The sequence below is a fragment of the Sphingomonas colocasiae genome (genome assembly GCF_019880585.1).
In the GTDB taxonomy this organism is placed as follows: domain Bacteria; phylum Pseudomonadota; class Alphaproteobacteria; order Sphingomonadales; family Sphingomonadaceae; genus Sphingobium_A; species Sphingobium_A colocasiae.
On sequence record NZ_JAINVV010000003.1, the window covers coordinates 145,699 to 163,043 of the forward strand.

Sequence of the window (17,345 nt, forward strand, 5' to 3'; positions counted from 1 at the left end):
CCACGGCGCAAGGGGGATAGAGCATGACGGCACGACGATGCCCTGAACCCGGCCGATCCACGGCGCACCTCGCGAAGGCGAGCCGGTAACGGTGCTGCGCGCCTGGTTCGGGATCGCGCTGTGGAAGCGCGTGCTGGGCGCGCTTGCGCTCGGCCTTGTCTTTGCATTGGTGTGGCCCTCGGCAACGCCTTCGGTCGCCTTCATGGGCGATCTGTTCGTCCGCGCCATCCGGATGCTGGTGGCGCCGATCGTGCTGATCACGATCGCCGCCGGCATCACCTCGCTCGCCGACCCCAAAAGGCTGGGCAGCCTGGGCGGGCGCACCGTCGGCCTGTTCGCCTTCACCACCGCGATCGCGGTCTCGATCGGCATGCTTGTCGCGACGATCCTCACCCCCGGAGAGGGCGCCGCGCTGGGCACCGCCGCGCCGCATGCGCTGGGCAAGCCGCTCACGCCCTATGAACAGCTTCTCGGCATCATCCCGACCAATATCGTCGATGCGATGGCCAAGGGCGACATGCTGGCGCTGATCTTCGTCGCGATCCTGGTCGGCGTCGGCACCGTGCTGGCCGGCGAGGCGGGCAAGCCGCTCGCCAACCTGCTCCAGTCGATTTCAGCCGTGCTGCTCAAGATTGTCGGCGTGATCATGGAAGCGACGCCCTTCGGCGTCTTCGCGCTGATCGCCAATGCGGTGGCGGCGAACGGCACCGGCGTGTTCGTCCATGTCGGCTGGCTCGCGCTCGCCGTCGTCGTCGGATCGGCCTTGCAGATCATATTGGTCCACAGCCTGATCCTGAAATTCTTCGCGCGGCTGCCGGTGCTGCCCTTCTTTCGCGGCATCGTCGACGCGCTGGCCGTCGCCTTCTCCACCGCATCCAGCTCGGCGACGCTGCCGGTCGCGATGCGCGTCGCCGAGAAGAATCTGGGGGTCGGCCGCTCGGTATTCTCGACCGTGCTGCCGCTGGGCGCCAGCATCGGCAAGGACGGCACGGCGATGTATGTCGGCCTGCTCAGCATGTTCGCGCTCCAGGCCTTCGGCACGCCACTCACGCCGCAGGTCTATGGCATCGTGCTGCTGACCGGCGCACTTGCCGCCTTCGGTACCGCGCCGATGCCTTCCGCGTCCCTGTTCATGCTTGCCGCCGTGCTCTCGGCCGTGGGCATCCCGCCCGAGCAGACCGCGCTCGTCGTCGGCTTCGTCCTGCCCTTCGACAGACTGCTCGACATGACGCGCACCGTTCCCAGCGCCAGCGCGAATCTGACGGTGGCCACCACGGTCGCGCGCTGGGAAGGCGAGTTCGACGAAGCGGTCTATCGCTCGCGCGCCGACACCTGATCGACCGCGCGCACGACGCGCGCCGCATCCCCCTCTCCCCACCCGGCGGCCAGGAACTCCGCCATATCCTCCGCCGTCGCCGGGCGGCGGCGATGCAGCGCCGCGGCAAGGACACGAAGCGCTTCCAGCCTGGGATCGGCGAGCGGGGCCGGCGCGCGCAGCAAAGGCGCAATATGCCGCAGCATCCGATGAAACGCACCGATCCGGGCCGATCGCGCCTCTCGTGGCGCCGCCGCCAGACGGATGACCGTCCATTCGAGCGTCGAGAAGCTCATAACCGGTAGCTCAGATAAAGCAGGCCGTGGAGTTGATCGGCCGAGCCGCGCTTCGCGACGATCGGGCTATCCGCCGCGTCGCCGAGCAATCGACGATATCCCCCATCCCCGCCGATGCTCCAGCGATCGTCGAGCCGGTAGTTGACGCCGATGCCGACGCCCGCATCCTTCAGACCGGCATCGGGGGCGTAGCGCGCCAGTCCGCTCGCCGCCGATTGCGCGGCGTCGATGCCGAAATTGCCGCGCATATATTTGCGGTTCGCCCAGGACGTCATCGTCCTCAGCTGCGCGGAGAGCGTGTCCGAAAGGTCGAAGCGGAGGCCCGCCTCGATCTCGGCGACCACGCCGTCATGGCCGCCCGCCACATCCTTGCCGCCGCTCACCTGCAGCCACCAGCGATCACTGCCGACACGCGCGAAACCACCCAGCTCGATCGAATCGTCGACATCGCCGAGCCCGACCAGATCGGCATCGTCCTTCTCGTCGCGGCCTTGGCGATAGCGCGCCGCCGGGCCGAAGCGGAAGCGCACGTCACCCGACAGCGCGACATCGGCGATCGAGACCTGGATCTCCGGCCCGCGGATCGAGACGATGTTCTTGTAGTCGAGCGCCAGCACCGGAAATGGCTGGATCCGGTGATCGTCCGATCCTTCATATTCGGGCATGACGATGACGCCGGCACCGATGGTCAACTGCCAGTCCCCGTCCTCGCGGGGCTGCGCGGCGGCGCGATCCGGCGCCAATGCGCCCAGGGCAAGCGCGCCCGCGATGATGTGGAAGGATGTACGCAGTTCCGGCATGACGACCGCCTCGGGCTGTGGAGAACAGCCGCCGAGATAGACCGGCGCCGGCCGCCGGCGATTACGGCGCGATGACATCGTGTTTCAGTTTGTTTCAGTCCGCCGATCGGATTGGACTTCGCGCGATCATATGCGCATCAACCGCGCATGAGCCCAAGGCCCCATATCCTTGTCGTCGACGACGATCTGCATATCCGGACGATGCTCGGCCGCTTCCTGACCGATCACGGCCTGAGCGTCGCCGAGGCGCGTGACGGGCGGGAGATGCAGGCACGGATGCGCGCGACACGGCCCGACCTGATCGTGCTCGACGTGATGCTGCCGGGCGATGACGGTTTCACCCTGTGCGGCCGGCTGCGGGCCGAGGGCAGCCTGCCCGTCATCCTGCTCACCGCGCGCGGGGGCGATACCGATCGCGTCGTCGGCCTGGAACTGGGCGCCGACGATTATGTCGCCAAGCCGTTCAACCCGCGCGAATTGCTGGCGCGTATCCGTGCCGTGCTCCGCCGGACAGGCCAGCAAGGCGGAGACAGGGCCACCCGCTCGCCCGGCATCTATCGTTTCGCAGGCTGGATCCTCGACACCGGCCGGCGCACGCTGCTCTCCCCCGAAGGCGCGCTGACCGAGCTGACCAGCGGCGAGTTCGACCTGCTGGCGGCGCTTGTCCAGCATCCGCAAAGCGTGATGAGCCGAGACCAGTTGCTCGACCTCGTCCATGGCCGGACGAGTATCAATATCGATCGCAGCATCGATGTGCAGATGAGCCGGCTGCGCCGCAAGATTGAAGCCAATCCCAATGCCCCGCTGCTGATCAAGACGGTGCGCAACGGCGGCTATTTCCTGTCGGTACCCGTCACCGAGGATCATCCATGAGCCCGGTGCGATGAAGCACCTCCGGCGATTCACCCGGCTGGGCGTCGCGCCGCGCGTCGCCATCGCACTGGTGCTCGCCATCCTGATCGCGGGCGTGCTCGAGCGCGGTTTGCGAGACCTGTTGCCCCCCGCACCGGAACTCGTCGTGCAACGAAGCTGGTTGTCCGATGCGATCGAGGAAGCCGCGCAGACCGTGCTCTCGACGCCGCCCGCCGAGCGCGCGGCGGCGCTGGCTCGCCTCGATTCGGCCCGGACGCTCGACTATCGCATCCTGCCGGCGATCCCGGACGAGGCGGTGATGGGACCGTTTCGCTATGGCCCGCAGGCGCCCCAGGTGATCCTGATGGCGCGCCACCAGGGGGACGATCCGCTTCAGGACGCCTTGTCGTCCCGAACGCTGCGCAACCTCCAGATCGCCGTTCAGCTCGACAAGGGCGTCTGGCTGATCGTCCGCGAAAAGGCGCCGGCGGACATGTTCAGCCGCTACGCCCTGTACCTGAGCGGGCTGGTCGGCCGGATCCTGCTGATCATCCTGTTTTCCTATGCGATGGCGCGGATGATCCTGCGCCCGCTCAGCCGGCTTTCCGCGGCCGCCGAGAAAATGGGGCGCGATCGCGAGCCCACGCTGATCACCGGCATGAGCGCGCCGGAATATGCCGCGATCGCCGACACGTTCAACGAGATGCAGATGCGGCTGAAGCGCCATGTCGACGGCCGCACACAGATGCTCGCCGCCATCTCGCACGATCTGCGCACGCCGTTGACGCGGCTGCGCCTGCTCGCAGAATATGTGCCCGAAGATCAGCGCGCACGCATGCTCGCCGATATCGGCGACATGGAGACGATGCTGTCCGACGCGCTCGCCTTTGCCGGCGCGGAAATGCGGCGCGAGCCCGAACAGGCGATCGATCTGGCTGCGTTGCTGATCAGCCTGGCCGACACATTTTCCGATTCCGGAGAAGATGTGCTGTATGAAGGGCCGGATCATCTGACGCTTTCATGCCGTCCGGTTGCAATGAAGCGCGCATTCGCCAATCTGATCGCCAATGCCTGCCAATATGGCGAGGTCGCGCGGATCCGCCTGTCTTCCGCGGGCGACGTCGCCGTCGTCGATATCATCGATCATGGACCGGGCATTCCGCCGGCCGAAGCGGAACGCGCCTTCGAGCCATTCGAACGGCTTGAAGCATCGCGCAGCCGGGATTCCGGCGGAACCGGCCTGGGCCTGACGATCGCACGCGAGGCGGTGGCCGGTCAGGGCGGTGAAATCGCCTTCGTCGCGCTGCCGGAGGGATTTACCGTGCGGGTCACGCTGGTGCGATAGAGGGCAGGATCGGCGATTTCGTACTCCGCTCAGCCGGGGCGGGAAACGATCTTCATGACCATGTCCGCGATCATCCTGCCAACGGCTTCGTGCGATTGCGATCCGCCCGGCCGGTACCAGTAAACGACCCAGCTGATCATGCCGCCGATGGTTTTGGACGTGACGCTGACATCGTTGATATCGAACTGCCCCTTCGCGATTCCGTCTTCGAGGATATCGGCTATTCCGTGGTCGAACTCGCCGCGCTTTTCCATGATCTCCTTCGACCTGTCGGGATCGAGCTCTTTCTCCTCCCGCAGATAGACCGCAAGATTGTCCTGGTTCTGCAAGGTGACGACCGTCACCTCTTCGACCAGCCTGAAGAGCTTTTCCCTGGGCGAGATGTCATGGGCGCGGATCTCGTTCATCACCTGCAGCGAACAGGCGATTCCCAATTGGGAGATCTCGAACAATATCGCGCCCTTGTTCGCATAATAGGAATAGATGAAGGGCTTGGTCACTTCGAGGCTGCCGGCGATCTCGTCCAGCGTGGTGTTCTGATAGCCCTTGCGCGCGAACAGCTCCCGCGAATGTTCGAGTATGCGCGCGCGCTTGAGCGCGGCGACCTCGGTCTTCAATGCACTTGCACGGGCCATTCAAACTCTTCCTCTGCGTTGTCCGCATATAGAACATCGTGCGGAAAAGTAGGAACCGGTTTTCCCATGAAGCGACGCAACATCAAATAGCTGCGGCCCGGCCTTCGTTTCACGCTTCGCACAGGCCCCCATGGGCCGCGTTCGCGAACGCCGGCAATTCGCCAAGCCACTCATCGGCTTCCGGCAGGAACGGGAACAGCGCGAAGATGTGCAACGTGTCCGGATAGACCAGCAGGCGCGACGGCACCCCGTTCGCCTGTGCGACTGCGAACAGGCGCTCGCTGTCGCCGCGCAACGCCTCGACAGCCGAACAGCCGATCAGCATCGGCGCGAGACCCGTCAGATCGGCGTGGATCGGCGATGCCATCGGATCGCAGGGATCATGGCCTTGCAGATAGGCGCCCGAAAGCGCGACGAGCAGATCCCGGTTGGCCAGCGGGTCCCTGCCCTTCGCTTCGTCCACTGAGGCCCCGGTGATCTCCAGATCGGTGTAGGGCGACAGCAGATAATAGCCGGCAGGCGCCCGCTGCACGCCTTCGTCGCGCACGCGCAGGCCCAGGATCACCGCCAATCCCCCTCCCGCGGATTCGCCGCTGATCAGGATCGGCGCCTCATGCTGTTCGCATAGCCACGCATAGGCCGCGCCGGCATCTTCGACCGCAGCGGGAAAGGGATGCTCGGGCGCCAGGCGATAATCGACGACCAGCACGGAATGGCCCGACGCGCGCGACAATCGGCCGGCATATTCCACCGCGCCCTCGGCCGAGCCCACGACATAGCCGCCACCGTGGAAATGCATTACCCGCAATTCTTCAGAGGCGGAGGGGTCGCTGACGATCAGGCAGGACACGCCGTTGCACGACACCGGAGTGACCTGCGTGCCCGGCGTCGCGGGAAAGCGCGCCAGCAGGCGATTATAGGCGTCCCGCAGCCCGGGAATGCCGCGTTCATGATCTTCCGGTGTGATGAATGTCGAGCAGATTTCAAAAGCGTGCCGAGCGACGTCACGATCGAGTGCCGGCGGTGGCGGGGCATCGACGATGCGGGCATCGGCGGCCGCGACCGCATCATGACCGTAAAGCCATCCCCAGATCGTCTCCGCATAGGGATCGATCCGCATGATGCCGCGAAATCGGCCGTTGCGCATGCGGATCTGCTGCTCGTCGCCGATGGTCCATAGCGACGCCATCGCGGTCGCGGTGCTCTGGACGAGATTGGCGCGCGGCCGCCGCAGCGCATCATAGGCCGCCATCGCACCCGCCACGTCCCCCGCGCCGTGCTTCGCGAGAAGCCGCGCAAGCGTCACCGCGTCCTCCATCGCCTGCACGCCGCCCTGCGCCAGAAAAGGCAGCATGGCATGCGCCGCGTCGCCGACCAGCGCGATGCGGCCGCTGACATAGCTTTCCAGCGCCGAACGATGCATGAACCCGGTCAGGAACGCATCATCGACGCTGTCGACGATCCTGCGCAATACCGGATTGCACCCGTCGAAACTCTTGCGAAGCGCGGTCACGGCGCCGCGCCTTGTCCAGGATTCGGCATTGACCTCGGTCGCCGTGACAATGCCGACAAGATTGAACAGTTCGCCCGGCCTCACCCAATAGGCGACGGCGGCGCGGGCCTTGCCGAACCATGCAGCCGAGATGTGCCCGATGCCGAAATCCCGCGCGATTTCCCATGGGATCAGCGCCCGCCATGCCGACAGTCCGGAATCGCGGAGCGGCACGGCATTGAAGACCCGATCCCGGACGACCGAATGAATGCCGTCGCAGGCGAGCACGACATCGCCCCAATGGCGTACGCCATCGGCTGTTTTCAGCCATGCCCGATCGCCATCCTGGCCAACGCCGACAATGTCCGCCCCCAGCGAAACGATGTTCGGGGGCAATCGGTCGACCATGACCTGGAGCAGATCGGCGCGATGGCATTGATAGAAGGTCTGGCCATAGCGCTCCGCCGCGCCCGCGCCCAACGGCACCGTATAGACCGGCGAGCCGGTTTCCAGATCGTGGAAATCCAGACGTTCCGTCGCCACCGCCCGTTCCCGGAAGGCATCGAGAAGACCCAGATGATCGAGAATGCGGGTGCCGTTGGGCGACATCTGGATGCCAGCCCCGATCTCGCTCATTTCGGGTGCGCGCTCGAATAGCTGGACATCAATGCCCTCGCGCAACAGCGCGAGCGCCGCGGTGAGCCCGGCAACGCCACCGCCCGCAATCAATGCCTTCATACCGTCTCCCAATATCGCCTCGCCGGTGTGCGACCGGCCTGCTGCTGCCGATATTATCCGCTTGCAAACGCCATGTCTACCCGATAGAACTCAAATATACCGATGAGTATATTAATCATAACGACGATTTCGGGAGATGGATATGAACGGCCGGAAGCTGCGCCAGCTATCGCTGGGACTCACCGTTTTTGCGATGCACGGCGCTGGCCTTGCAGCACCGGACCAGGCCGGAAACGCCGCCCAGGAACAAGCCGCCGCCCCTGACTGGGCCGATGGCGGCGACATCGTCGTCACCGCGCAGAAGCGGGCAGAAAACATCCAGGATGTCGCCATCTCGATCGCGGCGTTCAGCGGACAGGGGCTGGCCGACCGGAATGTGACGGATGTCACCGGCCTTGCGAAGCTGGTTCCGAACTTCACCGTCACGCGTGGTCCGCAATTGGCGAGTGCGCGCCTGAACATCCGCGGCATCGGCGCCTCCGGCAACACCGCCGTCGAACCGAGCGTCGCGACCTTCCTCGACGGGATCTATGTGGCGCGGCCCGGTGCGCTGTTCGGATCGATGCTCGACGTCGAGGGCGTCGAGGTGCTCCGGGGACCGCAAGGCACGCTGTTCGGGCGCAATGCCAGCGTGGGCGCGGTGGCGTTGCGCTCGATCGAGCCCGAGAATGATTTTTCGGGCGAACTGCGCGCCGAGATCGGAACCGGCGCCCGCTATCGGCTGGACGGTTTCGTCAATCTGCCGGTGAACGATACATTGGCATTCCGGGCGGCCGCGATCGGCGAGAAATTCGACGGCCTCTGGTTCAGTGATCAGCATGATCGCCGATTTGGCGGCGCCGATACCATCGCCGGGCGCCTGTCGATGAAGGCGACGCCCGGGGCCGTCACCTGGCTGGTGCGCGCCGACTATTCCAGGCTCAAAGGCAGCGGATTCCCGCTGGTCGGGTTCCTGTCCGATTCAGTGACGCCGGCCGGGCTGGCGACGTTCAAGGCAAGGCTGGGAGGCGTGCTGCCCGATCTGGATCCATTCGACCGGCGCAGCAACCAGTATCTCGACGATTTTGTCGACGACAGGCAATGGGGGATCTCCAGCGACCTGTCGCTGGACTTCGGCGACGGCTTCACCGCCCGGATGCTCAACGGCTATCGCGATTGGGAAAGCCGGCAGGAGGATGGCGATCTCCTGTTCGTCCCGATCCCGATCCTGCGACGGGACGGCGTCTATGACAGCAAGAGCCAAAGCCATGAATTGCAGATCATTTCCCCCAAGGGACGCCTGATGGGCGGACGGCTCGATTTCGTGGCCGGGCTCTACTATTTCCACGAGCGCTACAAGATCGTCGAGCGCTTCGCCTTCCTGCCCAGCTTCTGCCCGACCATCGTGGGGCTGCTCGCGCCCAATCTGGTGAACGCCTGCCTTGCCGGGCCGAGCACCGGCGCCACCGATCTGCGGTTCGGCCAGTCGGTGGACAGCTATGCCGCTTATGGTCAGGCCACCTATGCCTTCACCGACACGCTCGATCTGACCCTGGGCGCGCGCTGGACGCGCGACGACAAGACCGGTTCGTTCGTCCAGACCAGCCCCAATCCCGTCGGGATCGTGCTGCGCGCACCGGAAACCGCGAATCTGGCATTCTCGGGAGACCGGCTGACCTGGCGCGCACAGGTCGGCTGGAAGCCGGCCGACGGCAAGATGCTCTTCGCCTCCTATTCGACCGGTTACAAATCGGGCGGTTTCAATTCCGGCGGCGGCAGCACCGTGCTGGGTGCGCGCCGGGTGTTCCAGCCCGAATTCGTCAAGAATTACGAGATCGGCGCGAAGACCAGATGGCTCGATGGCGGCCTGATCTTCAACGCGACGCTGTTCCGCATGGATATAGCCGGATTTCAGGATCGCAGTTTCGACGGCGTCAGCTTCGTCGTGAGCAATGCCGGCGGGTTGCGGCAGCAGGGCGCCGAACTGAACGCGATCCTGTCGCCCGACCGGAATTTCCAGGTCGACTGGTCGCTTGCCTATCTCGATTCCAAATTCCTGGAATTCAAGGGCGCATCCGGCCTGCCCGCGTTCGGCGGAACCCAGGATCTGACGGGCGCTCCGGCAACCTTTTCGCCCAAATATTCCGGATCCTTCGGCGCGACCTACAAGAACGAGATCGGCAATACGGGCATGCGCTTCATGGCGCGCGCGAACATATCCTTCGTTTCCGACATGAATATCGGACAGGTGACCGACAACAATCCGCAGACGATCCAGGACGGCTATGCGCTGATCGGCGCGCGACTGACGCTCTATGGCAGGGACGATCGCTGGAATATCAGCCTGTTCGGCGACAATCTTACCGACAAGGGTTATTGCGTTCAGACCTATTATCAGGTTCTCGACAACGCATTCGGTGTCCGCAATCCGGCCACTGGCGGTACCGCCGTCCGCTGCCAGGTCGCCGCGCCCCGCACGCTCGGCGCGTCGCTGGGCGTCCGGTTCTGAAATCGTCCGGTCGTTTCCTCATGGACACGGTGCAGATGCCCGGTTTCGGCGGTCAGCTCGATGGCATCAGGATCATCGAATTCGAGGGGCTCGGGCCGACACCCTTCGCGGCGATGATGCTTGCCGATCTGGGAGCGGACGTCATCCGCATCGATCGACGCACCGGGCCGGAGGTGTCGGCCGGCAATGCCGCGCTCGACGCGCTGAATCGCGGGCGCCCTTCGATCGCGCTCGACCTGAAGGACGAGAATGACCGCGCAATCGCGCTCGGGCTGATCGACCGCGCCGATGCCATGATCGAGGGGAACCGGCCGGGCGTGATGGAACGCCTGGGCCTGGGGCCGGAGACCTGCCTCACGCGGAATCCGGCGCTCGTCTACGCGCGGATGACGGGTTGGGGACAATCCGGCCCGCTTGCCGACAAGGCCGGGCACGACATCAACTATATCGCGCAGGCCGGTGTCCTCCATGCGATGGGGCCATCGGACGCACCGCCGCCGCCGCCGCTGAATCTGGTCGGGGATTTCGGCGGGGGCGCGCTGTTCGCGGTCGTCGGCATCGTCGCGGCACTCCTCCGGCGGACCGTCACCGCCAGGGGGCAGGTGATCGATGCGGCGATGATCGACGGCGCCGCGCTGCTGGCGACGCAGCTTCATGCCTGGCGTGCGATGGGCTTCTGGCATGATGCCCGCGAGAGCAACCTGCTCGACGGCGCAGCATATTTCTATCGATGCTACGAAACCGCGGATGGCGGATATCTCGCAATCGGGGCGATAGAGCCGCAATTTCATGCAGCGATGCTTCGGGGCTTCGGCTTCGATCCGGCCGAATTCCCCGATCAGTTCGACCGCGCGTCATGGCGCCCCCGTCGGGAACGGCTGGCGGCGCGGATCGCCACACGAACGCGCGACGCATGGGCGGATATCTTCGCGCCGATCGATGCCTGTGTGACGCCCGTGCTTTCGCCCGCAGAGGCCGTGATCGCCCCCGCGAACGTCTCACGCGGATTGTTCGGAGAGATGATGGGCCAGGCCGTCCCGGCGCCAGCGCCACGCTTCGCCGGTCACCCCCGATCACGGTTGCGGGCACCCGATGGACGTGGCGCCTCCTCCGCCGACATTCTCGCGCGATGGGGGCTGGACCGCGCGTGACGAGCACCTGCCCGAACCGGCCGTCCCGCTCCGGCGGACGGCCGCCACATCATCCATGTCATGGAGGATCAACTTGACCGGCACGCACATGCTGCACGGCCTGGAACTGCGGTCGCTGGTCAGCGCCGGAGGCGAACTCCGGCTGCATCTCCGGACAATGCCCGTCCCGCCGCCCGCCGATGACGAGATCACCGTCAGGATCGAGGCATCGCCGGTCAATCCGTCGGATCTGGGAACATTGCTCGGCCCGGTCGATCTCGCGAGCCTCACCCGCCATGGCGACGGGGAAACGGCCTATGTCACCGGCATGATCGCGCCCGAACACCGGGGGCGGCTGGCCGGGCGCTTCGGAGAGGAATTGCGCGTCGGCAACGAGGCCGCCGGCATTGTGGTCGAAGCCGGCGGCGCCATGCGCGCAATGATCGGCAAGCGCGTCGCGATGTTCGGCGGCGCGATGTACGCTGAATATCGCACCATCAACGCGCGCGACTGCCTGGTTCTGCCGCCGGGAACGGATCCCGCGAAGGGCGCGGCCGCTTTCGTCAATCCGCTGACGGCGCTCGGCATGGTCGAGGTGATGCGCAGCGAGGGGCATCACGCGCTGCTCCACACCGCCGCCGCCTCCAATCTTGGCCAGATGCTCAACCGGCTATGCATCAGGGACAATATTCCGCTGGTGAATGTCGTTCGCTCTGCGCCCCAGGCCGCGCTGCTTCGCGACGCCGGCGCGGCTTTTGTCTGCGACAGTAGCGCACCCGATTTCGAGGAAATCCTGGTCGCGGCACTCGCCGAAACCGGCGCGACACTGGCGTTCGATGCCGTGGGCGGCGGCGGACTGGCGGGCCGGATCCTGAGCAGCATGGAGAAGGCGCTCGATCGGCGCGCCGGGAGCTACAGCCGTTACGGATCGGCGGTGCACAAGCAGGTCTATATCTATGGCAGCCTGGATCCCGGCCCGACGATCATCGATCGCAAGGCGGGCATGGCCTGGGGTATCGGCGGCTGGCTGGTCCTGCCGTTTCTGGAGCGGATCGGCCCGGAGCGCGCCGCCCGCCTGCGCGAGCGCGTGATCGCCGATCTCGGCACCATATTCCGAACCCGGTACGCGCGCGAGATATCGCTTGCGGAGTTGCTGACGCCCGAAACGCTCCGGGCCTGCGCACGCAATGGAACCGGCGCGAAGATGCTGGTCAACCCAGCTCGCCGTCCCTCCGAAACAGCTTGATCTACTCATTAGTATATTTTACTTACTAAAAGTATATCGATACGACCGCAGGACAGATGCCGATGGACACCCCGCCCCCTTCCCATCCCGCCAGCCATATCCCGGCTGCGGACGGCCCTTCGGACAAGGCCGGTCTTGTCGAGGCGATGAAAGCAGCCGATTCGGCCACCCTGCTCCTCGTCCTGGTCCAGCTGACCGGCGAGCGTCATTGGCTGGAGCGCGCGCGCCCCTATATTTCCGGGCCCATGAACTATCAGGAGAAGATGCCTGATCAGCTTCGTGCCGAGATCCGCGAGGCGCTGCTTGCCCATCTGCTGGCGTTCGCGGGCGATGGCCGGGAATGGCCGCCGATTCCGGAAGGCGCGTTGCTCGAAGAGATGTTGAGCACGGCGGTCGGGGAGCCGATCGGGCGCGACTATGCCGCGATGATGCATCAGGATCTCGATCCGGACCATTATGCACCGGCGGAACCGGGCCCGTTCGGCCAAGGCGGGGACGCACCGATCGACATGGATGCGGTCATCATCGGCGCGGGCATGTCGGGCATCGCCGCCGCCATCTATCTCCAGCAGGCGGGCATCCCTTTCACCATCCTCGAAAAGGACGCCGCGTTCGGCGGCACCTGGTATCAGAACCGCTATCCGGGATGCGGCGTCGATACGCCCAATCACTTCTATTCCTATTCGTTCGAACCGAACAACGACTGGTCGCACTTCTTCGCGAAACGCGACGAATTATGGCGCTATTTCGAGGATGTCGCCGACAGGCACAGGCTTCGCCCCCACACGCGTTTCGGCACCGAGGTCATCAGTGCGACCTATGACGAAACATCCGCGCGCTGGACGGTCGTGTTCCGGGAGAGAGACGGCGCGACGGAAACGGTGACGGCGCGCGTCGTCATTTCGGCGGTCGGCGTGCTCAACCGCCCGAAATGGCCGGAGATAGAGGGGCTGGAAAGCTTCGGCGGCACGCTGCTGCACAGCGGCGCCTGGGATCCCGATTTCGACTGGCGCGGCAAGCGCATCGCGATGATCGGCACGGGCGCATCGGGCCACCAGATCGCGCCGACGATCGCACCCGACGTCGCCGAACTGACGATCTTCCAGCGCTCCCCCCATTGGGTGGTGCCCAATCCCAATTATTTCCTCGGCGTGTCCGAGGGCAAGAAATGGGCGCTCGAGCATATCCCCTTCTATGCGCGCTGGTATCGCTTCCAGCTGTTCTGGGCCTTCGCCGACGGCCTGCACGACGCCTTGCGCGTGGATCCTGGCTGGAATGGCGACGGACGATCGATCAATGCCGCCAACGACCGGCATCGCGCCTTCATGGAGCGGTTCATCGAATCCGAACTTGGCGAGGGATCGCCGCTGATTCCCAAAGTCCTTCCCGACTATCCGCCTTATGGAAAACGGATCCTGATCGATAATCGCTGGTACGCCATGCTGCGGCGGGACAATGTCGCGCTGGTGACCGACGACATCGTCGCCGTTCGGCCAGAGGGCGTCGAGACCGCCGACGGCATTGTCCATGAGGTGGACGCCATCGTCTGCGCCACCGGATTTCAGGCGAGCAGGATGCTGGCGCCGATGGAGATCGTCGGGCGCGACGGTGTCCAGCTCCGCAAGATCTGGAAACCCGATGATGCGACGGCCTATCTGGGAACGATGATGCCCGGATTCCCCAACTTCTTCACGCTGCTGGGGCCGAACACCAGCCTGGCGCATGGCGGCAACGCGATCTTCGTGACGGAATGCCAGATGCGCTTCGTCATGCTGTGCATCAAACAGATGCTCGATGGCGGCCATGAGGCGGCCGAGGTCACCGATCAGGCGCATGACGCCTATGTCGAGGATGTCGATCGTCTGCACGACGGCATGGTCTGGTCCTATCCCGGCGTCAAAAGCTGGTATCGCAATCCGGCCGGCCGGGTCTTTGCTGTCCTGCCCTATCGCCTGGTCGATTTCTGGAAGATGACGGGATCGCTGGATCCGGCGGCGATCAGGTTCGGCGGCGGCGGGCGTCCGGCGCCGGACATCGCATAACCGGAAAGAGCACGCGGCTGGATGGGAGAAGAGACGCGATGAGCGACGATCAGATGGGCGCCCTGTTCGACAGGCGCCGCTGCGTGCTGCGTTATGTGCTGGACGACCGCGCGGAACGCCAGCCGGACGATATCTACGTGGTTTTCGAGACCGGCGAGAGCTGGACCTATCACGAGATGCGCGAGCGCGTCCGCGCCAAGGCGGCGGGGTTGCGGATGCTCGGCATCGACCAGGGCGACCATGTCGCGCTGATGCTGCCGGACGGCCCCGCGGCGCTGCTCTCCTTCTTCGCCGTCAACTATATCGGCGCGGTCCTCGTTCCCCTCAACCCCGCGTTTCGCGGCTCGATGCTGGAACATGCGCTCAAGCTCAGCGACGCGCGATTCCTCATTCTCCACTCCGATCTGGTCGATCAGATCGCAGCGGTCGAAACCGGCAGGATCGATGGTCTTATTTTTCCCGATCGCCTGCCGCCGGCGCTGCCCGCCGGCTTCGATTGCCGGCTGTTCGATGCGATCGACGGGGACCCGGACGGGCTGTCGCCGCCCGAACGACCGATCGAGCCATGGGATCCGCAGACCATCTGCTATACATCGGGCACGACGGGCCCGTCCAAGGGCGTCATCTCCTCCTATTTCCATTGTTATCAAAGTGCGGGGCCGGACGCCTGGCCCTTTGTCGGGCCGGACGACCGGTTCCTCGTCAACATGCCGATCTTTCATTTCGGCGGGATCGGCCTGCCGATCGCAATGCTGATCCGTGGCGGATCGATCGTCCTGATGGAGAAATTCTCGACCGCCGCCTTCTGGCCGCTGGTCCGCCGCACGCGATGCACGGTCGCGTTCCTGATCGGGGCGATGGCCAATTTCCTGTCATCGCAGCCTGCGGACGACGGAGACAGGCGGCACGACCTGAAAACCGTCGTGCTGGTGCCGCTTCCCGCCGACGCGGCGGCGTTCGAAGATCGCTTCGGCGTGACCGCGTTCACGCTGTTCAACATGACCGAGATCTCGTCGCCGATCGTTTCCGGCCCCCATCCATCGCGTGCGGGCACGTGCGGGGTCAAGCGCGATGGCGTCGACGTCCGCCTGGTCGACGGCAACGACATCGACGTCGCGACCGGCGATATCGGGGAAATGATCGTCCGGACCGATCTGCCCTGGGCTCTCAACAGCGGATATCTGGGTACGCCGGACGCGACCGCCAGGGCATGGAGAAATGGCTGGTTCCACACCGGGGACCTGTTCCGGCGCGATGAGGATGGTTTTTATTATTTCGTCGATCGCGTGAAGGATGCGATCCGCCGTCGCGGCGAGAATATCTCGTCCTTCGAGGTCGAGCGTGAGATCCTGGCCTATCCCGGCATCCGCGAAGCCGCGGCGGTCGGCGTTCCCAGCCCCCTGGGCGAGCAGGAAGTGATGGCCGTGCTCTCCATCGTCGATGAAGCCCGTTTCGACCCTGGAGAACTGACCCGCTTCCTTCAGCAGCGCCTCCCCCATTTCATGGTGCCGCGCTATATCAGGCTGGTCGATGCGCTGCCGAAGACACCCAGCCTGAAAGTGAAGAAGGGCGAGCTGCGCGACGCCGGCGTGACCGAAGATTGCTGGGACGCGGCAACGGCCGGGTTGATCGCGAAGCGCCGGCAACTGGGCTGATCCCCGCGATCACCACAGCCGGGATGCATAACCATCCAACTGTCGCGCCTTGCCGTCCGGCAGGTCGGCGCGGACCCGGGCCAGTTCATCGGCCGCGTCGCGGCGCTTGCCGTTCGCGGCGAGGCAACGCGCCAGTTCCACCCCGGCCCGCTGGGCGATGGAGAGGTTGCCGAAGGGATCGAAATAGGAATCGATCCGCGCCGGATCCTTCGCGCCGTTCCAGACCGGCATGACCGAGGCGCCGGGATCGCGCGCAAGCGCCCGATAGGCCGCGATCGCTTCCGCGAGCGCCGCCGCCTTGGTCAACTGACGGTAACGGATGCGATAGAGCCGCGCCTCCGGCCCCGGCGAGCCGGCCTCGAACGCATCGAGCACCGCCCCCACCCATGGCCAGTCAACGGTGCCGCCCTCGCCCTGCACGCCCAGCAGGTTGAACGACAGGATCGCCGCGCGATGCGCCTGGCTGGTTGCGCGCGCGACCTCGTCCGGGCTCGGGCGCGGCAGGCTGGAGGGCTGGACGAGCGCGATCGCCGGATCGTCACGCAGGATCGCCTCGATATCGGGCTTGTGGAACTGACCGACCACGACGAGCACGGTGCCGCCCGGATGCCGCGCCGCCGCCGCGCGGATGCGCCGGGCCTGCATGAAGGTGCGATAGAGGTAGAGCCGCCTGGGGAAATCGCGATCCGCCCGGGGCGCCGCCGTTCCCGCCCAGCGGCGCGTCTGCCCGGTGGTTTCGGCGCGGTCGGCGTCGAACAGATCGCGTTTCAGGATCGCCGGATCGGGAAAGCTCAGGAAACCGCGAAATCCCGATTGCGGACGGATCTCCGGCGGCGTCTCCAGGTCGAGGCCCAGCGCCAGCTTCTGGTCCTCGACCGGGGGCATCCAGTCGAACGGGCAGATATCCACGCCGGTTTCCGCCGCCAGCGGTAGCAGGATGCCCTGGATCTCGTAGGTGAATTCATAATGGTCGCCGCGCGCGAACTGCTCGGGCGCCCGTTCGATACAGATCGCATCGGGCGCGAGCGCGGTGGCGAAGGCAGCAAGCGCGCCCGGCTGGTCGCCCTTCGCAACAAGCTGCGCGGCATGTTCGACGCCGAGCACGATCACGCGAGTCGGCGCCTCCGCCGCCACGCGCTGCGCGAAGAACAACAGCCCGAGCAGCGCGATCAATCGACGACACATGATCCGGCATCCCTTCCTGCGGGCACAACCTGAGAGCACAAGGCGTACGCGACCGCCATCGCCGGTCAAGCACCCCGCCGATCACCGCCGACAGAGTTCGACCAATGACGTCTGCGGCTTGCGCTT

The 17,345-nt window shown here is 65.5% G+C and carries 13 protein-coding genes; 8 read left to right on the top strand and 5 right to left on the bottom strand.

What is annotated here, in order from left to right:
* Positions 1-91 precede the first annotated feature (91 nt).
* Complete coding sequence (locus K7G82_RS04415; protein WP_222988635.1) at positions 92-1,336, top strand: dicarboxylate/amino acid:cation symporter; 1,245 nt, start codon at positions 92-94, stop codon at positions 1,334-1,336.
* On the opposite strand, the gene K7G82_RS04420 is transcribed toward K7G82_RS04415, so the two are convergent.
* Together K7G82_RS04420 and K7G82_RS04425 are read right to left on the bottom strand one after the other, a co-directional pair.
* Positions 1,312-1,611, bottom strand: a complete 300-nt coding sequence (locus K7G82_RS04420; RefSeq protein ID WP_222988636.1) for a hypothetical protein — start codon at positions 1,609-1,611, stop codon at positions 1,312-1,314. The genes K7G82_RS04415 and K7G82_RS04420 overlap by 25 nt on opposite strands.
* Positions 1,608-2,489: a MipA/OmpV family protein gene (locus K7G82_RS04425; protein WP_222988637.1), complete on the bottom strand. Its 882-nt coding sequence runs from the start codon at positions 2,487-2,489 to the stop codon at positions 1,608-1,610. Before K7G82_RS04425 ends, K7G82_RS04420 begins: the two co-directional genes overlap by 4 nt.
* A gap of 69 nt (positions 2,490-2,558) precedes the next feature.
* Here K7G82_RS04425 and K7G82_RS04430 point away from each other — a divergent pair, with 69 nt between their 5' ends.
* Together K7G82_RS04430 and K7G82_RS04435 are read left to right on the top strand one after the other, a co-directional pair.
* Complete coding sequence (locus tag K7G82_RS04430) at positions 2,559-3,284, top strand: response regulator (RefSeq protein WP_222988638.1); 726 nt, start codon at positions 2,559-2,561, stop codon at positions 3,282-3,284.
* Positions 3,285-3,294: 10 nt separating this feature from the next.
* Complete coding sequence (locus K7G82_RS04435; RefSeq protein WP_222988639.1) at positions 3,295-4,608, top strand: sensor histidine kinase; 1,314 nt, start codon at positions 3,295-3,297, stop codon at positions 4,606-4,608.
* A gap of 29 nt (positions 4,609-4,637) precedes the next feature.
* Here K7G82_RS04435 and K7G82_RS04440 read toward each other — a convergent pair whose 3' ends face one another.
* Entirely contained in the window at positions 4,638-5,243 is a 606-nt protein-coding gene (locus K7G82_RS04440; protein ID WP_222988640.1) for a TetR/AcrR family transcriptional regulator, read from the bottom strand.
* Positions 5,244-5,352: 109 nt separating this feature from the next.
* The gene (locus K7G82_RS04445; protein ID WP_222988641.1) at positions 5,353-7,473 is read right to left on the bottom strand and encodes an alpha/beta hydrolase fold domain-containing protein; all 2,121 of its coding nucleotides are present in this window, start codon (positions 7,471-7,473) and stop codon (positions 5,353-5,355) included.
* Between the two features lie 142 nt (positions 7,474-7,615).
* Between K7G82_RS04445 and K7G82_RS04450 the strand changes: the two genes are divergently transcribed.
* From K7G82_RS04450 to K7G82_RS04470, 5 genes are all read left to right on the top strand, one after another.
* Entirely contained in the window at positions 7,616-9,961 is a 2,346-nt protein-coding gene (locus tag K7G82_RS04450; RefSeq protein WP_222988642.1) for a TonB-dependent receptor, read from the top strand.
* 35 nt (positions 9,962-9,996) lie between these two features.
* Positions 9,997-11,112, top strand: a complete 1,116-nt coding sequence (locus tag K7G82_RS04455; protein ID WP_222988643.1) for a CaiB/BaiF CoA transferase family protein — start codon at positions 9,997-9,999, stop codon at positions 11,110-11,112.
* Between the two features lie 73 nt (positions 11,113-11,185).
* A complete protein-coding gene (locus K7G82_RS04460; protein WP_246623265.1) occupies positions 11,186-12,337 on the top strand; it encodes an MDR/zinc-dependent alcohol dehydrogenase-like family protein in 1,152 nt (383 codons plus the stop codon).
* A gap of 62 nt (positions 12,338-12,399) precedes the next feature.
* A complete protein-coding gene (locus tag K7G82_RS04465) occupies positions 12,400-14,379 on the top strand; it encodes a flavin-containing monooxygenase (protein ID WP_222988644.1) in 1,980 nt (659 codons plus the stop codon).
* Between the two features lie 38 nt (positions 14,380-14,417).
* Positions 14,418-16,034 (top strand): AMP-binding protein, encoded by a 1,617-nt coding sequence (locus tag K7G82_RS04470; RefSeq protein ID WP_222988645.1) that lies wholly within the window; start codon positions 14,418-14,420, stop codon positions 16,032-16,034.
* 9 nt (positions 16,035-16,043) lie between these two features.
* On the opposite strand, the gene K7G82_RS04475 is transcribed toward K7G82_RS04470, so the two are convergent.
* Positions 16,044-17,219 carry a hypothetical protein gene (locus K7G82_RS04475; protein WP_222988646.1) on the bottom strand — a complete coding sequence of 392 codons (1,176 nt, stop codon included), beginning with the start codon at positions 17,217-17,219 and terminating at the stop codon, positions 16,044-16,046.
* Between the last annotated feature and the right edge of the window lie 126 nt (positions 17,220-17,345).